Raw genomic sequence first — 15899 nt, 5'->3', positions numbered from 1 at the left:
CCGCCTTACGGCCGCCCCAGACGCTCACGATTTTGGTGACTCAGCTGCTCGTGAACGAGCCTCCCTGGGTGCCCGAGGCGAGGATCAGGTTGCCCGACTCGACCCGCTCCTTGAACCTCTCCAGATCGCGCCGGATCTCCTGGGCTGGTTCGCGGCCGAACAGCTTGGCGATCGCCGATCCGGCCTTGCCACCTGGTGGGTGGTAGGTGAGGGCTACGTCCACGACGGTTCCGCTGCCGTCGGGGCTGCGGCTGAAACGCACCGAGCCTTCGTTCGGCACCTCGGACCCCTCGAGCGACCTCCAGGCCACGAGTTCGTTCTCGCGCGCGTCGGTTATCTCGGCTTCCCATTCGATCTTCTGTCCCGCCGGGCCCTTCGCTACCCAGCGCGAGCGCCGGTCCCCCAGCTTGGTGACCTCTTCCAGGTAGCTCATCACCCGCGGCAGGTTCTCCACGTTCCGCCAGAACCGGTAGAGGTCGGGCACGGAGCGGTTGATCGTCACCTGCTCTCGCACCTGAACACCGGGTGTGTCCCGCCGGCCCTTCATCATCGCTCCCATGCGGCGGCTGCGCTCCGTCGAGCTACCGCTGCGGCCTCCGCTGCGGCCCATCGGCAGGCCCGTCTGGCCTCCGCGCATACCCTGCATCAGCAGGTACCCGCCGAGTCCGAGAAGTAGTGCCCCGGTCGCCACGTAGCCCCACTCCATCGATCCGCCGCCGCGCTGGTCGAACTGACGGTAGCGCTGTCGGTAGAAGTCCCTGCCGGATTGCCTCTGGCCGATATCGGTCTCGAAGGATTCGCGCTGATCGCTGCGGTCCATTGTTGCCCCTCCCCTGCCAAGTCCACTCGACTCTACGTCAGCGACCCGCTCTGGCGCGGAGGCCTTGGCGGGCCGCCTCAGAGTGGGCCGTCACACCGTAAGCATATGAACGGTCGCGCCGCGAGAATGTGGGCCCTTCGGGTATCGCGTCGGCTGAACGAACCCTTGTTCGACTGTCTGGAGTGGTGCGCCCGGCAGGATTCGAACCTGCGACCTTGGGCTTAGGAGTCCCCTGCTCTGTCCAGCTGAGCTACGGGCGCATGCGGTCAAGTATCGTACCCTCTGCGACCGCAACGCACAAGCGGCCGCTGGACCGCGCCTGGGCCGAAAGGGCCTGTTCTGCAGAGCGGCGCGATCAGGCCCTCGCCCCCAGGAAGCGCCGCACGAAGCGGACGGCCGAGGGGTTCTGTTCCCACAGCAGGCCGTTGTCGAGCCAGTAGCGGCCGGCCTGCTCCTGCTCAGTTACTGGATAGATGAGCGCGTCGGAGCAGATGACCGACCTGCCCGGCCAGATCAACACCTCGACGGTGGTGGGCCAGCTGCGATAAGCCTCGGCCAGCGTGTAGAACGCCTCCTCCTCCCAACCGAGGGCTACGCAGGCGAGGACCTTGCCGAGGCAGAGCTGCACGTTCGAGGTAGCTCCGGGCGCCCCGGTTATCTCGAGGACACGCGCGTGCTGAGCGCTGTGGAGGAGGGATCTGACGAGGACTTCGCGGGCCGCGGTGTGGTCCGTAGGATCGTGGCGCAACACCTCACGGGCATGACAAATCGCCTCGCGGTGGCGGCCTATCCTTCCGAGTGCGTAGGCGTATTCGCGAAGAGAGCGCAAATAGGCGCGATTCTCAGCGTCTTGCCACGGGAAGCGGCGGGCAGAGCCCTCGCTGTTTTTCGAGGTCGCCTCGCGGCAGATCTCGAAATTCGTCTCCAGCAGCCCGAGCGCTCCCTCCTCGAAGCCGGTGAAGAGGGCGTGCAGGCCCAGTTCGGTGCGAACGTCGAGGAACTCCGGGTAGAAGACGAGGAGATCGCCGAGATCGACGCGCAGGTCGCGATATAGGCTCTGGACCTCCGGCGTCAGCCTGGGAAAGGTGAATCCGAGGCGCTGCGGACCAAGTTTTTCGAGACGGATATGCTCCACGGCCTCACGGATTGTGACGTCCATAGCGGTCCCCCCGGTCGCTGACTTCGTGTGGACAGTCTAGCGAGCGCTAATCCATGAGCTGGGGAAGCGGTCACGGGCCGCCGCCACATCTCATCCGGTTAACTGCTGCGCTGGTTACAACCGCTGCATGTTCTCGCCCGCTGCCCGCGCCGCCCCCACGAGACTCCTGCTGCTAGGGTTCCTGCTCACGACCGCCTGGTCGGCGGCCCAGACCCCGCTGAGGATCGGCGTCGTACTCCCCTACCAGGACACCGCCACCAGCGCGAACTGGAACGAGTACCTCGCCGCCCGCGCCTGGGAGCGCGACGTCGCCGACCAGGCCGCAGGTCTTCCCGTAGAGCTCTTCTATCGGGATGGCGGCACGACCCCGGCCAACACCCTGCCAGCCATCCGTGAACTGGTCGAACAGGAGGATGTCCACGCGGTCGTGTGCTGCGTAACGGCGGTCAGCGCCGGTTCAGCCGCAGCGATGGCTGCCCGGCTGCCGATTCTCTCCCTCGAGGAGCCGCTCGGGGGATCGGAGGATGGTCCCCTGGTGATGGTTCCCGGTCGCCTGACGGTCGCGCTGGCGATGGCTCAGGATGCCCGCCGGTTCGGGCGTGGGGTGGGCCTGATGACGCTCGACAACGGCTTCGGTAGGGAGATCGTGGACGCCGTCGTCGCCGCACTTGCCGAAACCGGCCTGCCGCTCTCACGCGCCGAGCAGTACCCTCCGGGAGCCGATGTCCTTACGCCGGAGGCCCTGCTGGTGGCTGCCAGTGAGCCCTCGGCGGTGATCGTGTGGGGGCTGCCCGACGACAGCGCTACCGCCATCCGAGGACTCCGCGCCCGCGGCTACGAGGGGCCGGTCTACCTCCCGTGGTCCCTTGCTAACGAGTTCCCGGGAGGCGTACGCAATTCGCTCCTGCGGGAGGCTCTGCTGGCGACCCCGCCGGTGGTGCTGGCGGAAGAGTTGCCTCCCGGGAGCCCGAACCACGAAGCCCTCGAGCGCCTCCGGGAGGTCCTCGCCCGGGCGTACGGCGTCTATGGGCCAACCCTCGAGGGCGCCCTCGCGTTCGACGCCCTCGAACTGCTGCTGAGCGCGGCCGAACTCGCAACCGTATACGGCGTCTCCCCCGCCGACACCGCCTCGTTCCGTCAGGCGGTGAGCGACGCCCTCGTGGCGATGGGTCCTGTTGACGGAGCGGCCGGCAGCTACGACTACGACGGTGAAGATCCCGATCTGACCATCCCCAGGGGGGTGGTGATCGCGACGCCTGCGCCGCGCGGCCTCGTGCCCGCCCACTGAAGCGGTTGCGACCACGAGGGCACGAGAGGCGCCACAGTAGAATGAGTCAATGATCGAGAAGCTGAACGACCTAGACAACGAGTTCGCCGCGTTGGAGCGGAGCCTCGGCGAGCCTGATCTGCTGGCGGATCAGGCTCGTTACCGAGAGGCGATGCAACGCTACGCGGAGCTCAAACCGGTGGCGGAGACTTTCCGCGAGTACCGGGAGACGCTGGCGCAGATCGATGGCGCCAAGGAGCTCGCCGGCGACCCGGAGATGAGCGAGATGGCCCAGGAGGAGCTTGCGCGGCTCGACCCCCGGCGCGAGGAGCTCGAGAGCGAGCTCGAGCGCCTGCTGCTCCCCAAGGATCCGTTCGACGAGAAGAACGTGATCATGGAGGTTCGGGCGGCCGCGGGTGGCGACGAGGCCTCACTCTTCGCCGCTGAGCTCCTGGAGATGTACCTCCGTTACGCCGACTCGCTCGGCTTCAGGGCCGAGGTTCTCGACAGCCAGCCTACCGAGGTGGGCGGGCTCTCCAAGGTCTCCATCGAGGTGACCGGACGAGGCGCCTACAGCCGCCTCAAGTTCGAGTCCGGGGTGCACCGGGTGCAGCGCGTGCCGGCTACCGAAACGCAGGGTCGGATCCACACCAGCACCGTCACCGTCGCGGTCCTGCCGGAGGCCGAGGACGTCGACGTGCAGCTCTCTCCCTCCGACTACCGGGTTGACGTCTTCCGCTCTTCCGGACCGGGCGGACAATCGGTCAACACCACCGACTCGGCGGTGCGGGTCACCTACAAGCCGGGCACGCCGGAGGAGATCGTCGTATCGTGCCAGGACGGCAAGTCGCAGATCAAGAACAAGGAGAAGGCGCTCACCGTCCTGCGAGCGAGGCTGCTCGAGCGGGAGCGGGAGAAGGCGGCCTCCGAGGCGCGGGAGGCCCGACTGGTGCAGATAGGGAGCGGCGAGCGCTCCGAGAAGATCCGCACCTACAACTTCCCGCAGTCACGCATCACCGACCACCGCATCGGCTTCACCACTCGCAACCTGGCTCAGGTGATGAGCGGCGACCTCGGCGAACTCACCGAGGCGCTGATGGAGGCCGAGCAGAGTCGCAGGCTCGACGAGATGGCGGAGGCGCACGGAGCGAGGCACGCCGGAGCGCAACCGCGTGGCACGGCGTGAGTTCGTCGTTGCCGCGGCGATTCTGCTCGACAGTCAGGGTCGGGTTCTTCTCGTTGGCAACGACTGGCAAGGATACGGACGGGTTCGTTACACGCTCCCGGGAGGGGTGGTAGAGCGCGGAGAATCCACCCTCGACGCTCTTTCCCGGGAGGTCAAGGAGGAGACCGGGCTGATCATCACCCGGGTCCACCACCTCGCTTATGCCGTGCACGTGGAAGACGTTCGTCGCAACGACAGGGCGGTGTCGTTCGCCTTCCTCGCCGAGTACGATGGACTGCTCAATCCGCGCGACCCGGACGGCTTCATAGTCGAAGCCCGCTTCTTCCCGGTGGAGGAGGTGGAGACGGTCATCCCGATTCCACCACTGAAAGAGCCGCTGGTTCACTACCTGCGCGAGCGGGAGCCGGGCCGCTTCTACTCGTTCGCCGGCTGGGACGGACGCGGGGGCAGGGTCGCCTGACCCTACCCCCGCCGAGAACGCCTGGATCGAGGCGTTACATGTTCTCGATCAGAGCGCTGCCGAACTCGCTCGTCCTGAGCAGCGTGGCGCCCTCCATTAGGCGATGGAAGTCGTAGGTGACGCGCTTCTGCCCTACGGTCTTCGCCATGGAGCGCACGATCAGGTCGGCTGCCTCGTGCCAGCCCAGGTGCCGAAGCATCATCTCCCCGGAGAGGATCACCGAGGAAGGGTTCACCTTGTCCTGGCCGGTGTACTTCGGCGCGGTGCCGTGGGTGGCCTCGAACATCGCGTGTCCCGTTTCGTAGTTGATGTTCGCACCCGGAGCGATGCCTATCCCGCCCACTTGGGCTGCCAGCGCGTCGGAGATGTAGTCGCCGTTTAGGTTGAGGGTGGCGATGACGCTGTACTCGGCGGGGCGCAGCAGGATCTGCTGCAGCATGGCGTCGGCGATGACGTCCTTGACCGTGATCGTGTTGCCGGTTCGGGGGTTGTCGAAGGTGAGCCAGGGACCGCCGTCCAACTCCTTGGCGCCGTACTCCCGCTTGATCATGGCGTAGCCCCAGTCGCGGAAGGCACCCTCGGTGAACTTCATGATGTTGCCCTTGTGCACGAGGGTGACCGAGTCTCGGTCGTTCTCGATCGCATAGTCGACGGCTGCCCGCACCAGCCTCTCGGTACCTTCTATCGACACCGGCTTGATACCGATCGCGGCCGTTCCCGGGAAGCGGATCTTGGCGAACGATTCGGGGAACTTCTCCTCCAGCAGGGCCAGCATCCGCCGCGCCTCGTCGCTGCCCTCCCGGTACTCGATACCGGCGTAGATGTCCTCGGTGTTCTCACGGAAGATCACCATGTCGACCTGTTCCGGATTCTTCACCGGGCTGGGCACGCCCTCGAAATACTGGACCGGACGTACGCAGGCGTAGAGGTCGAGGCGCTGACGAAGCGCCACGTTGATCGAGCGGATCCCGCCACCGATCGGAGTGGTGAGCGGTCCCTTGATCCCGATCAGGTATTCACGGACGGCGTCGAGCGTCTCCTCCGGGAGCCAGAGGGTCTCGCCGTAGACCTCGTTCGCCTTGTCGCCGGCGAATACTTCCATCCAGGCGATGCGGCGCTTGCCTCCGTAGGCCTTTTCGACCGCCGAGTCGAGCACACGCTGCGATGCACGCCAGATGTCCGGCCCGGTCCCATCCCCCTCGATGAAGGTGACGATGGGTCGATCCCCTACCTGCAGCTGGCCGTCCCGCAACTCGATGCGGTCCCCTTCGGGCACCTGGATGTGACGAAAACTCATGGGTCTCCTCCGCTGGCTCTTGGTTTACTGGGGGCCCGATGAACGCGTCCCGGGCCGTGTTCGACAGTCCAGGGGCGAGTCTATCACGCGCCTCGGAGAGTCCGATTTCCATCTTCGCGGCGACCACGACCGCAGCTGCAGCCGCGCGAGGATCGTCCTGGCGAAACCGAAGAGCCGGGCGAACGGGTCGATCGCGGCAACCTGCTCGGTACCAGCCTGATGGTAGCGTTCACTGGTGCAAGAGTTCGGGTCCGACGTGCAACCGAGTTACCGCGAGCGATGGGGTGAGCCGCTGCCGCTGTCGTTCTTCGAGCAAGACGCCCGCGAGGTCGCCATGGGCCTGCTGGGGGCGGTCCTGCTGCGTCACGACGATGACGGCGGCTTCCGCTGGGGCCGGGTCACCGAGACCGAAGCCTACCTGGGGGAGCACGACATGGCGAGCCACGCTCGCTTCGGCCGAACCAAGCGGACCGAGGTCATGTACGGGCAACCGGGTCGAAGCTACGTCTATCTGATCTACGGGATGTACCACATGCTCAACGTCGTCGCCGCGCCGGTCGGTGTGCCCCAGGCCGTGCTGATCAGAGCGATCGAGCCGTTGGGAGGAGTCGACGGCAAAGTCGACGGACCGGGGAAGCTCACGAGAGCCTTGGGGATCGACATGTCGTTCAACGGCCTTCCCCTCTCGGCGGCCCCGCTGTCGATCCATTCCGGCGAGCAGGTGCGCGAACCGGTAGTCACGCCCCGGATCGGCATCGACTACGCGGGCGAGTGGCGGGACGCCCCCTTGCGTTTCCTGGCTTCCTGACGCTCTGGCGACCTAGGGCTCGTCGTCTTCGTCCTCTTCGATCGTTTCGAGGTCGATCCCCAGCGCCTCCAGGTCTTCTGCGCTGGCGCCGTTCCCCATCTCGGCCAGGATCTCGTCCAGGTCATCGCCCTCGTAATCGGTGACGGTTTCGGCGATGAGTGCGAGGGCCCGCTCCGAGTCGGTTTCGGGCACCAGCACGACAGTAGTGCCGGCACTTACGGCTCCCAGGTGGGAGAAAGCGTCATCCACCCGGTCGACCCCTCGGGTCATGACGACGAAGCCCTCCTCCTCGAGGATGGCCGCCACCATCTCGGCCAGAGGCGCCGCGGGGGCGACGTCGACGATCGTCCAGCGGTCGCCATTGATCAGGCGGGTCTCCCCCTTCATGCTGCTGCCCCGTAGGCCAGTGCGAGTTGCCGGTAAACGATCCGGGCGACAGACAGGTGATCGACCGGCACGCACTCGCGAGTGGTGTGGGCCCGCTCCGGCTCGCCCGGGCCGAAGCCCACTACGGGTGTGCCGCGAGCAGCCAGGTAGGGCGCGTCGGTGGCGAACCACCAGACACCTTCGTTGAACGGCCGGCCGCAGCGGCCGAGCGTCTCCTTTATCGCCTCGCGGGCAACTGTCACGGCCGGAGCTTCCGTGGGGGCCAGGTAGGCCTGGTTGACCCGTGGGAAGCGGTAGCGGACCTTGCCGTCCTCACTCACCGCATCCTCCTCTCCGATCACGATGCGAGCCCGTGAGTCTAGAGATTCGAGGCGGGCGAGGGCCATCTGCGGCTCGTCTTCGACGATGTTGCGGTAGTCCACGGTGATAGACGCCTTGCCCGGCACGACGTTGGCGCCACCGGGAGAGGTGGTGAGGTCGGTAGGCGTGGCGGTGGACGCTCCCAACGGCCCGCCCGAGGGCAACTCGCAGCGCTCGAGTGCGGCGAGGAAGCGAGCCGCGTTGTAGAGGGCGTTCTCACCCAACGAGGCCTTGGCAGCGTGGGCGATCCGACCGGGCAACTCGACCAACATCTCGACGCGACCGCGGTGTCCCAGCTTGAATTCGAGGTTGCTGGGCTCGCCGAGCACGATGACGTCCGAATGGAGGTGCTCGGTCAGGAACCTCGCACCGAGCCCGCCGACCTCCTCCTGCACTACTCCGCTCACGATGAGCGTGCCGCTGAAGCCGGCATCCCCCGCGTCCCGCGCCGCCACCGCCATGCAGGCGACGGCCGCCTTCATGTCGCAACTCCCTCTGCCCCAGAGCTGTCCGTCGGCGAGCGCCCCGGAGAAGGCGGGGTACGCCCACTCGCCAGGGTCCCCGGCAGGGACCACGTCGAGGTGGCCGTTGAACATGACGGTGGGACCTTCGCCCCGACGGAGGATCCCGATCGCGTTCCCGGCGTCGTCGAGGTACGCCTCGTCGTACCCCAACTCGGCGAACGCCGCGACCAGTTCAGTGGTAGCGGGACTCTCATGCCCGGACGGGCTCTCGGCGCGTATGAGGCGCTGTGCCAGCGCTACTTCCTCGGGCATCCGCTCCATGCACCGCATCATACGTGACGGAGCAGGCTCCTCTGCCCGTCGCCCGAAGGACGCTCGACGGAAGTACGACCTACTGGCCGACCGGTTCGGCCCGCGGATCGGGATCCCAGCGGAAGCGGTCCAGGTCCACCCTCCCCTCGCCATCGAACTCGACACCTTCCGCTTCCAGCAGAGCTCGCTGCAACTCACCGCTGCCGATCCGGTAGGTCGATATCTTCCCCTGGGCGTTGATCACTCGCTGCCAAGGGATCCGGTGCGGCTCGCGCAGTCCGTGGAGCACCATCCCTACCTGCCTGGCGGCACGCGGCGCGCCGGCCAGCAGCGCGACCTGGCCATAGGTGACCACTTTGCCGCTCGGAACCGCCTCCACTACGGCGAGCACTCGATCGCGGAAACCGTCCATGCCAGAGTCTACCGGTAGCTCGTTGACGGCGGTCATGCCACTCGGCCTCGATCGCCTGGGAGTAGGCGGTTCACCAGGAAGCCAGCTTCACTCCCCTCACGTCCGTCAGTCGGCCGCCGCTCTCTGCGCCGCGCGCCTGGCACGACCGCCCAGGATCTGCACCGTGAGTATGCCGGCTGCCGCCATGGTCAGGCCCAGGAACTCCTTCACCATCAGGCTTTCACCCAGGAAAACCCAGGCGAGCACGGCGATCTGTATGAGCATGGTGTTGTTGACGATGCTCGACTCCATGGCCGTGAGGGTCCTCAGGGTATGGTTCCAGAGCGTGAACGCGAACGCCGTGTTCACGACCGCCAGCCAGGCGACTATCGCCCAACTGCCCGGATCGAGTTCCGGCAGCCCGCCGAGCGTGAAGCCGGAGCCGAGCAGCAGTATCGAACCGAAGCCCATGCTCACGACCGTTACGGAGAGCGGGTTCAGGCCGCCTCCGCGGTTCACCGACCTGCCGACGATGCCTGCAAGCGCGTTCGCGATCAAGCCGAAGATGGCGATGGCCAGGCCGATGACCTGCCCCGCCGGGAGTTCGGCGGGGTAGAAGTAGAGCAGGGCGCCCAGAAGGTAGAGGAGCACGCCTCCCCACTGCTTCGGATCGAGCGGTTCAGCGAGAAGCCAGGTGCCCAGCAGGGCAACCAGCGCGGGGCTGAACGAGAGCAGTAGGCTCGTGGTCTGGGCCGGCAGATAGTCGAGAGCGAAGAACTGGCTGCCCTGGGTCAGGGCGTACATCACCACGCCCAACAGCGCCAGCGAGAACCAGTCGCCACGTGTCAGACCGCGGAAGCTGCGGCGAGCTACAGCGAAGGGGAGCAGCACCAGGAACGCCAGGAAGTAGCGGAGTCCGGCGAAGGTCAGGGGCGGGATATCGGCAAGGCCGATCTTGATGAGCACCCACGACGTGGACCAGAGGAAGGTGACGAGGAGCGCCTGCAGTATCGCGTTCCTTCTTGAAGCGGCCAGCGAGAAGCACCTCCCGTCGCGCGGTTCGATCGCGCTCGTGACAGCCTATCTCGTTCGAGTATCCGTCAGGCGGGCTCGCTCAGGTTCGGCCGCCCGGTTGCCAGACGGGAGCTGCGCCATCCTCCGGTCCGGTTTCCACGCTCAGGGTGAAGGTGCCCGTCTCCCCGGGCTCGTACGAGGTCACGACCAGGGTGTAGGCCCCGCTGGTCATCAGGTTCAACGAGAGGACTATGTCGAGGCCGTAGCCGGCGCTGTCGTCGATCTCGGCGACCTTCGCGCCGTTCGGGTCGAGCACGATCAGGTAGGGATCGAACTCGTCGGAGTGAAGCGAGATGGTCACGAACTGGCCGGCCTGGCCAGCGTACGAGAGCGCCTCGAAGTACTCGCCCGAGTCGAGCTGGCTGTCGCCGGGAGAGAGGCGGCCGTCGGCGAATTCGTTGGAGGCGCCGTTTTCGGGGGCGACCTCGACGGTGGCAGGGGCGCAGGCAGCCAGGCCGAGCGACACGACGAGGACGATGAGGAGGTGACGCATCATGGCGCGATCTTAACCGCTACCTCTTACGGAGTCCTTACTCAGGCAGCCGCTTCCATGAGGCGTTCGAGCTGCTCCCGCTGCTGGATGTGGAGCAGCGTCCAGGCGACCGCGATAACGGCGACCGTGCCCGCGCCAACGAGGTAGATGGCCGACATCGGCACTACCCCCACGAGGACTCCGGCGAGCCAGGCACCGATGGCGAGCCCGAGCGCATTGGCCGTGAAGACGATGCCGAGCACCTTGCCCCGCATGCCGTCGGGCACGGCCAGTTGGAGCAGGGTCACGGCCGCCACCTCGGAGAAGCCGAGACCGAGCCCGAGCACGAAGCCACCTCCCAGATAGTTGGTGAACCCGCCCAGCGACAGGATCGCCAGGCCCAGGGCCATGAAGACCTGGGAGACGCTTATCTGGAAGCGAGCGGGGAGCGACCTGGCTACCACGCTCACGGCCGCGATCCCTAGCAGCATCCCGGCCGAGAACGAAGACTCGAAGAGTCCGAAGCCTTGGGCGCCTCGGCCTGTCTCCTCCATCACCACCGGCATCGTTACGTTGAGCATGTTGAGGCAGGCGTTCAACACCAGGCTCATGAGCAGCAGGAAGGCCAAGGGAGCGCTGGCCAGCAGGTAGCGACCGGCTGCCGCCATGTCACCGAGGAAGTCGAGACCTTCGGACTGACGCGGTCTGGGCGGGAAGCGGATGAGCGCAGCGGACCCGAAGAGGGCCAGGAGGCAGGGCGAAGCGACCAGGATCGTGCCTCCCACTCCGAGTACTCCGACGAGCGCGCCGGCCGCACCGAGTCCGACGAGAGGCAGCCCCATCAACGCCGCCTGCATGAAACTGTTGGCGCGGGCGAGTTCCGAACGTGGAACCAGGTTGGGCACCAGCACCATCCCTGCGGCGAAGATGAAACTGGTCAGCAGACCGTTGAGGAACGCCCCGCCGTAGACGACCCAGAGGGGTAACGACCCGTCCATGTAGAGGAGCGCCATTCCGGCGAAGAGGGTGGCCCGGAGCAGGCTGCTGGTCATCAGAGGGATGCGGAGGTGAAGGCGATCAGCGAGCGCCCCGGTGATGGGACCCAGGAAGCGCGGAAGGGTGCCCAGGAGCACCGCGGTGGCAAGGGCCTCAGGCGAGTCGGTGAGCTCCAGCACCAGGAACGGTAGAGCGACGAGCACGAACGCATCGCCGAGGGCGGTCAAGGCGATGCCGAGAAGGTAGGCGAGGTAGTCGCGATTCCATAGTCGTCCGGGGAGGGACTCGGTCATGGGAGTAAGTCTGATAGGGTTCTACTTGAAATGCGAGAGGCTGATTACGGTAGCTCCGCGGTCGAGACATGGACGACCGTGCAGGACCCTCGGCAAGCCCAACTGCTGAGCGACCGCGAGGCGTTCAGGTATTTCGAACCGTTCATGGCTCGCGAGAAGAGTGTCAGCGAGGCTGCCCGGGAGTTGGGCTGCTCGACCGACACGATGCTCTACCGGGTTCGGAGCTTCCTGGCTGCCGGGTTGCTGAGGATAGTCCGCGTCGAGCCGCGCGCCGGCCGGCCGATCAAGATCTACCGTTCGAGCGGCGACGCCTACTTCGTTCCGTTCGACGTGACGCCGTTCGCAACCCTCGAAGAGCGTCTGGCCGAGCAGATGGAGGAGTTCAGCCGCGAAGTGGTCCACAGTTCGGCGGCACTGCTGCGACAGACCGGCCGGCGGGGGCAGCGAATCTACCGCACCCGCGAGGGCCGGGTGTGGAACGATTCGGCCGCCGATCCCCACACACCGTTCATCATCGGCGACCCGGGAGTGCCAGCGGCCTACGACTTCAGCCAGGTGATCCGCCTACAGGAGGAGGACGCCCGCAGGTTGCAGCTGGAGCTGCACTCCCTGTTCGAACGCTATGCGGCCGTTGCGGACGAGCTGGGCCGGGAATACCTGTGGCAGGTCACCCTGATACCGAAGGTGGCCGAGTAGAGCGCCGCCGTCAACCGCTCTCCCCCGCCCCAGGGCGCCAGTTGGTAGAGTTTCCGATGTGCTGACCCACGTCCTCACCTACGGCTGCCAGATGAACGAGTACGACACGCACACCATCCAGTCGGAACTGGTGGCGGCGGGGCATCAGCTCGTGAATCACGCGAAGGACGCCCAACTGATAGTGCTCAACACCTGCGCGGTGCGGGGAAAACCGGTAGAGAAGGTCGTCTCGCTGCTGGGTGAGCTCCGCAAGGAGAAGCAGGCCGGGCGCGACCTGACGGTAGCGCTGATGGGCTGCCTGGCGCAGCTCGACGAGGGCAAGGAGATCGCCCGCAAGTTCGAGGTCGACATCCTCATCGGCCCGGGCGCGATCACCGACATCGTCCCCGCCGTCGAAGAGATCGAGGCGGGCAGGGAGCGGTTCGAGAGCCTGGCGTTCAAGGACGACCTGCAGACCTACCAGCCGCCCGCCCCGGACACACTCACCGGCTTCCTGACCATAATGCGCGGCTGCAACCACCACTGCACCTACTGCATCGTGCCCACCACCCGCGGACCCGAGGTCTCACGGCCGGCCGCAACCATCCTCGATGAGGCACGGACGATGGTAGCGGCAGGGGTGCAGGAGCTCTACCTCCTGGGCCAGAACGTCAACAGCTACGGGCTGGACGACCCCGAACTCCCCTCGTTCGCCGAACTGCTCCGGCAGGTTGCGCGGATCGGCATACCCCGCGTCAAGTTCACCACCTCGCATCCGATGAACTTCACCTCGGACATCATCGATGCGATCGCAGAGGAACCGAACATCTGCAACTACATCCACCTGCCCTTCCAGTCCGGTTCCGACCGGATCCTCAGACGGATGGCGCGGGAGTACCGACGCGATCGTTACCTCGAGATAATCCGCGAGATCCGGGCCAAGGTGGACGATGTCGTCATCTCGACCGACGTCATAGTGGGCTTCCCGGGGGAAACCGAGGAGGACTTCCGGCTGACTCTTTCGCTCTTCGAGGAGGCGGCGTTCGATCAGGCTTACATGTTCATCTACTCGGCTCGTCCCGGCACTCCCTCTCACAAGCATTTCGAGGATATGCCCCGGGAGGTCAAGACCGAGCGGCTCCAGCGCCTCATCGACCTGCAGAAGAGGCTCGCGTTCGAGTCGAACAACCGCTTCGTTGGGCGGGAGCTACGGGTGCTCATCAAGGAGCCGGCCCGCGAGGGCGACCTGGTGATGGGACACAGCGACCAGAACCATACGGTTCTGGTCCCCCAGGGCCAGGTGAAGAGGATGGGGCTCCACCGGGTGCGGATCGACCAGGCGACACCGCACACCCTGTACGGGAGCGTGCAGGAGGCACCCGATGCCGGCCGGTCACTGCCCATACCGCTGGTCATGGCCTCCTGAGCGGGAGCAGGTGACCGGCGCGCTCGAGAGGCACTTCACGGCCACCGCCTTCGTGGCGTGGCAGGGGCGTCTCCTCCTCCATCGTCACGCAAAACTCGGTATCTGGCTCCCCTGCGGCGGCCACCTCGAGCCGGGCGAGACACCCGACGAGGCGGCCGTCCGCGAAGTTTCGGAAGAGTCGGGCGTGCGCGTGGAACTGGTCGGGGAGCGCGCTCTCCGGGTGAGCGAGCCGCGACAGTTGGTGCGTCCCCGTGGGGTTCAGCTCGAGCTGATCGAACCGGGGCACGAGCATATCGACCTCATCTACTTCGCCCGCCCTATCGAGCCGTACGACGGCCGGCTACGTCCCTCGGTGCCCGAACTCGACTGGTACGAACCGGACCGGATCGCTCGCCTGCCTCTCACCGAAGAACTACGCGAGTGGACCGGCATCGCGCTGGAGGAGCTGTGTGGGATCGTGGTGGAGCGGGTCGGCGACTGATCGAGATCAGGCCGGTTCTGGTGCCTCTGCCGGAGTGGCCGGGATCACACGGACCCTCGTCACGCGCAGCCCCTCGACCCCTTCGACGCGAAGTATCGCTCCCTCGACGCCCACCTCGTCACCGGCACTGACCTCGCGAGCGAGCCGGCCGAAGACGAAGCCGCCGACCGTCTCCTCATCCACGTCGCCGAAGCTGACGCCGAAGTCCCGTTCTAGATCGTCGAGCCTGACTCCGCCGTCGACGAGGACCTCCCCGCTCTGGAGTCTGGTGACCTCGACCTCCTCCTCGTCATCGAACTCGTCCCGGATCTCGCCGACGAGTTCCTCGAGCAGGTCCTCGAGCGTGACGATGCCGGCCGTCCCGCCGAACTCGTCAACGACCACCGCCATGTGGCCCTGCTCACGCTGGAACCGGCGCAGCAACGAGGTGGCGTCTGCCGTTTCGGGCACGAAGCTCACGGGGCGCGCCACCCGACGCAACTCCCTGCCGGAGGGAGCCCTGGCGAGAAGGCCCATGTCGCGTACATGGACGTAGCCCAAAGGCTTGTCGGGTGACTCGTCGCAGAGCGGGAAACGACTGTGACCGCTCTCGCGCACGCGCTCCATCACCCTTTGGGGATCGTCGTCCAGCGACAGCCAGATCACGTCGGGCCTGGGCACCATCACCTCGCCGACCGTCCGTTCCCGGAATCGGACGGCGTTGCGCAGCAGCGCGAGATCGTCACCGCTGAGGCCGCTCGACTCGAGCCACTCCTGGAGCCTCTCGTCCTCGTCACGCTGTTCCCCCCTGCGTCGACGTTGCACCCACGAGTCCGCGCGATAACTGATCCCCACGAGCGGCGCGGCGATCACCGACCAGGCCCGCAAGGGCAGGTTCATCAGTCGCAGCATTCCGGCCGGTGCGAAGGTCGCAGCGACCCGGCCGGTGAGGAGCAGCACGAGATAGAGGAAGAAGACGAACAGGAGCAGGATGGCGGTCCGGCCCGCCGAACCGTCCGGGGTCACGAGGACGACCGTGCCCGCGACGAGAGACAGGTACTGCGCCAGCCGGGCTGCCAGGCGCAGACGTGGCACGTCGGCGGCAACCATCGACGAGGAGTCGCTGTCCAGGGCCCGAACCGCTGCCTTGAAGGCCGCGCTGAGCACGAGGAGGAGGAGTCCTGCGAAGAACTGCGGTGTTGTCAACAGGGGAAAGTCTATGACTGGTAGGTCGGCTGCCTGAAGCAGCATGGAACTTGGAGGTTCAGACACAGCGAAAGGATAGCACGTGTCCTCCCGGCGACGTTGTCTGGATGCTACCACCGGGCCGGCATATGCCGTCCAGGACGCGGTTCAGGTCGACCGAACAGGCGTTCTAACGTGGTTGCAGGCGCCGAATCGCCGGTGATATACTCGTTCGCTGTCGCCGGTCAGGCGTTTCGCCTTGCCAGCGACGGCGGCGGCCTTCGCGAGATGCCGCCCACGGGTTGGCTGGCGGGGCGTGGCGCAGTCTGGTAGCGCACCTGCTTTGGGAGCAGGGGGCCGCTGGTTCGAATCCAGCCGCCCCGACCACGATGGCCCGGCAGGACGGA

General features: G+C 66.4%; 17 protein-coding genes and 2 tRNA genes. 8 read left to right on the top strand and 11 right to left on the bottom strand.

Translation table 11 applies throughout. The features are described from left to right. Window positions 1–40 precede the first annotated feature (40 nt). The 3 genes from VF168_04855 to VF168_04845 all read right to left on the bottom strand — a co-directional run bounded on the left by VF168_04855 (window position 41) and on the right by VF168_04845 (window position 1979). Window positions 41–820 carry an SRPBCC family protein gene (locus VF168_04855; protein HEX7003493.1) on the bottom strand — a complete coding sequence of 260 codons (780 nt, stop codon included), beginning with the start codon at window positions 818–820 and terminating at the stop codon, window positions 41–43. A 183-nt stretch (window positions 821–1003) separates the two neighbouring features. Continuing rightward, window positions 1004–1080 (bottom strand) — tRNA-Arg (locus VF168_04850). Between the two features lie 95 nt (window positions 1081–1175). Further along, complete coding sequence (locus VF168_04845; protein HEX7003492.1) at window positions 1176–1979, bottom strand: hypothetical protein; 804 nt, start codon at window positions 1977–1979, stop codon at window positions 1176–1178. A gap of 127 nt (window positions 1980–2106) precedes the next feature. Between VF168_04845 and VF168_04840 the strand changes: the two genes are divergently transcribed. From VF168_04840 to VF168_04830, 3 genes are read left to right on the top strand one after another with little or no spacing between them, the layout of a single operon-like run. Next, on the top strand, window positions 2107–3267 hold the full coding sequence (locus VF168_04840; GenBank protein ID HEX7003491.1) for an ABC transporter substrate-binding protein: 1161 nt from the start codon (window positions 2107–2109) through the stop codon (window positions 3265–3267). Between the two features lie 49 nt (window positions 3268–3316). Further along, a complete protein-coding gene (gene prfA, locus VF168_04835) occupies window positions 3317–4432 on the top strand; it encodes a peptide chain release factor 1 (GenBank protein HEX7003490.1) in 1116 nt (371 codons plus the stop codon). Beyond that, window positions 4419–4892, top strand: a complete 474-nt coding sequence (locus tag VF168_04830; protein ID HEX7003489.1) for an NUDIX hydrolase — start codon at window positions 4419–4421, stop codon at window positions 4890–4892. Before prfA ends, VF168_04830 begins: the two co-directional genes overlap by 14 nt. A 34-nt stretch (window positions 4893–4926) precedes the next feature. Here the strand turns inward: VF168_04830 and icd are convergent, their stop codons facing one another. Next, complete coding sequence (gene icd / locus VF168_04825) at window positions 4927–6189, bottom strand: NADP-dependent isocitrate dehydrogenase (GenBank protein HEX7003488.1); 1263 nt, start codon at window positions 6187–6189, stop codon at window positions 4927–4929. A gap of 235 nt (window positions 6190–6424) precedes the next feature. Between icd and VF168_04820 the strand changes: the two genes are divergently transcribed. Next, complete coding sequence (locus VF168_04820; GenBank protein ID HEX7003487.1) at window positions 6425–6997, top strand: DNA-3-methyladenine glycosylase; 573 nt, start codon at window positions 6425–6427, stop codon at window positions 6995–6997. A 12-nt stretch (window positions 6998–7009) separates the two neighbouring features. Here VF168_04820 and VF168_04815 read toward each other — a convergent pair whose 3' ends face one another. The 6 genes from VF168_04815 to VF168_04790 all read right to left on the bottom strand — a co-directional run bounded on the left by VF168_04815 (window position 7010) and on the right by VF168_04790 (window position 11746). Next, the gene (locus VF168_04815) at window positions 7010–7384 is read right to left on the bottom strand and encodes a DUF2007 domain-containing protein (protein ID HEX7003486.1); all 375 of its coding nucleotides are present in this window, start codon (window positions 7382–7384) and stop codon (window positions 7010–7012) included. Beyond that, window positions 7381–8529: a M20/M25/M40 family metallo-hydrolase gene (locus VF168_04810; protein ID HEX7003485.1), complete on the bottom strand. Its 1149-nt coding sequence runs from the start codon at window positions 8527–8529 to the stop codon at window positions 7381–7383. Before VF168_04810 ends, VF168_04815 begins: the two co-directional genes overlap by 4 nt. 70 nt (window positions 8530–8599) lie before the next feature. Next, on the bottom strand, window positions 8600–8932 hold the full coding sequence (locus tag VF168_04805; protein ID HEX7003484.1) for an MGMT family protein: 333 nt from the start codon (window positions 8930–8932) through the stop codon (window positions 8600–8602). Between the two features lie 105 nt (window positions 8933–9037). Next, the gene (locus tag VF168_04800) at window positions 9038–9919 is read right to left on the bottom strand and encodes a DMT family transporter (protein HEX7003483.1); all 882 of its coding nucleotides are present in this window, start codon (window positions 9917–9919) and stop codon (window positions 9038–9040) included. Window positions 9920–10025: 106 nt separating this feature from the next. Next, window positions 10026–10481 (bottom strand): hypothetical protein, encoded by a 456-nt coding sequence (locus VF168_04795; protein HEX7003482.1) that lies wholly within the window; start codon window positions 10479–10481, stop codon window positions 10026–10028. 38 nt (window positions 10482–10519) lie between these two features. Beyond that, the gene (locus VF168_04790; protein HEX7003481.1) at window positions 10520–11746 is read right to left on the bottom strand and encodes an MFS transporter; all 1227 of its coding nucleotides are present in this window, start codon (window positions 11744–11746) and stop codon (window positions 10520–10522) included. Between the two features lie 30 nt (window positions 11747–11776). Here VF168_04790 and VF168_04785 point away from each other — a divergent pair, with 30 nt between their 5' ends. From VF168_04785 to VF168_04775, 3 genes are read left to right on the top strand one after another with little or no spacing between them, the layout of a single operon-like run. Then, the gene (locus VF168_04785; protein ID HEX7003480.1) at window positions 11777–12442 is read left to right on the top strand and encodes a hypothetical protein; all 666 of its coding nucleotides are present in this window, start codon (window positions 11777–11779) and stop codon (window positions 12440–12442) included. A 58-nt stretch (window positions 12443–12500) separates the two neighbouring features. Beyond that, window positions 12501–13847 (top strand): tRNA (N6-isopentenyl adenosine(37)-C2)-methylthiotransferase MiaB, encoded by a 1347-nt coding sequence (miaB, locus tag VF168_04780; protein ID HEX7003479.1) that lies wholly within the window; start codon window positions 12501–12503, stop codon window positions 13845–13847. Beyond that, window positions 13804–14328 (top strand): NUDIX domain-containing protein, encoded by a 525-nt coding sequence (locus tag VF168_04775; GenBank protein ID HEX7003478.1) that lies wholly within the window; start codon window positions 13804–13806, stop codon window positions 14326–14328. Before miaB ends, VF168_04775 begins: the two co-directional genes overlap by 44 nt. Window positions 14329–14334: 6 nt before the next feature. Here the strand turns inward: VF168_04775 and VF168_04770 are convergent, their stop codons facing one another. Further along, entirely contained in the window at window positions 14335–15513 is a 1179-nt protein-coding gene (locus tag VF168_04770; GenBank protein ID HEX7003477.1) for a hemolysin family protein, read from the bottom strand. A 289-nt stretch (window positions 15514–15802) separates the two neighbouring features. Here VF168_04770 and VF168_04765 point away from each other — a divergent pair. Next, a tRNA-Pro gene (locus tag VF168_04765) sits at window positions 15803–15879 on the top strand. The last annotated feature ends 20 nt before the right edge of the window (window positions 15880–15899 follow it).

The organism is Trueperaceae bacterium (assembly GCA_036381595.1).
In the GTDB taxonomy this organism is placed as follows: Bacteria; Deinococcota; Deinococci; order Deinococcales; family Trueperaceae; genus DASVCN01.
Note: the sequence above shows the minus strand (reverse complement) of the source record. Positions and strands in the feature narration are given on the sequence as shown.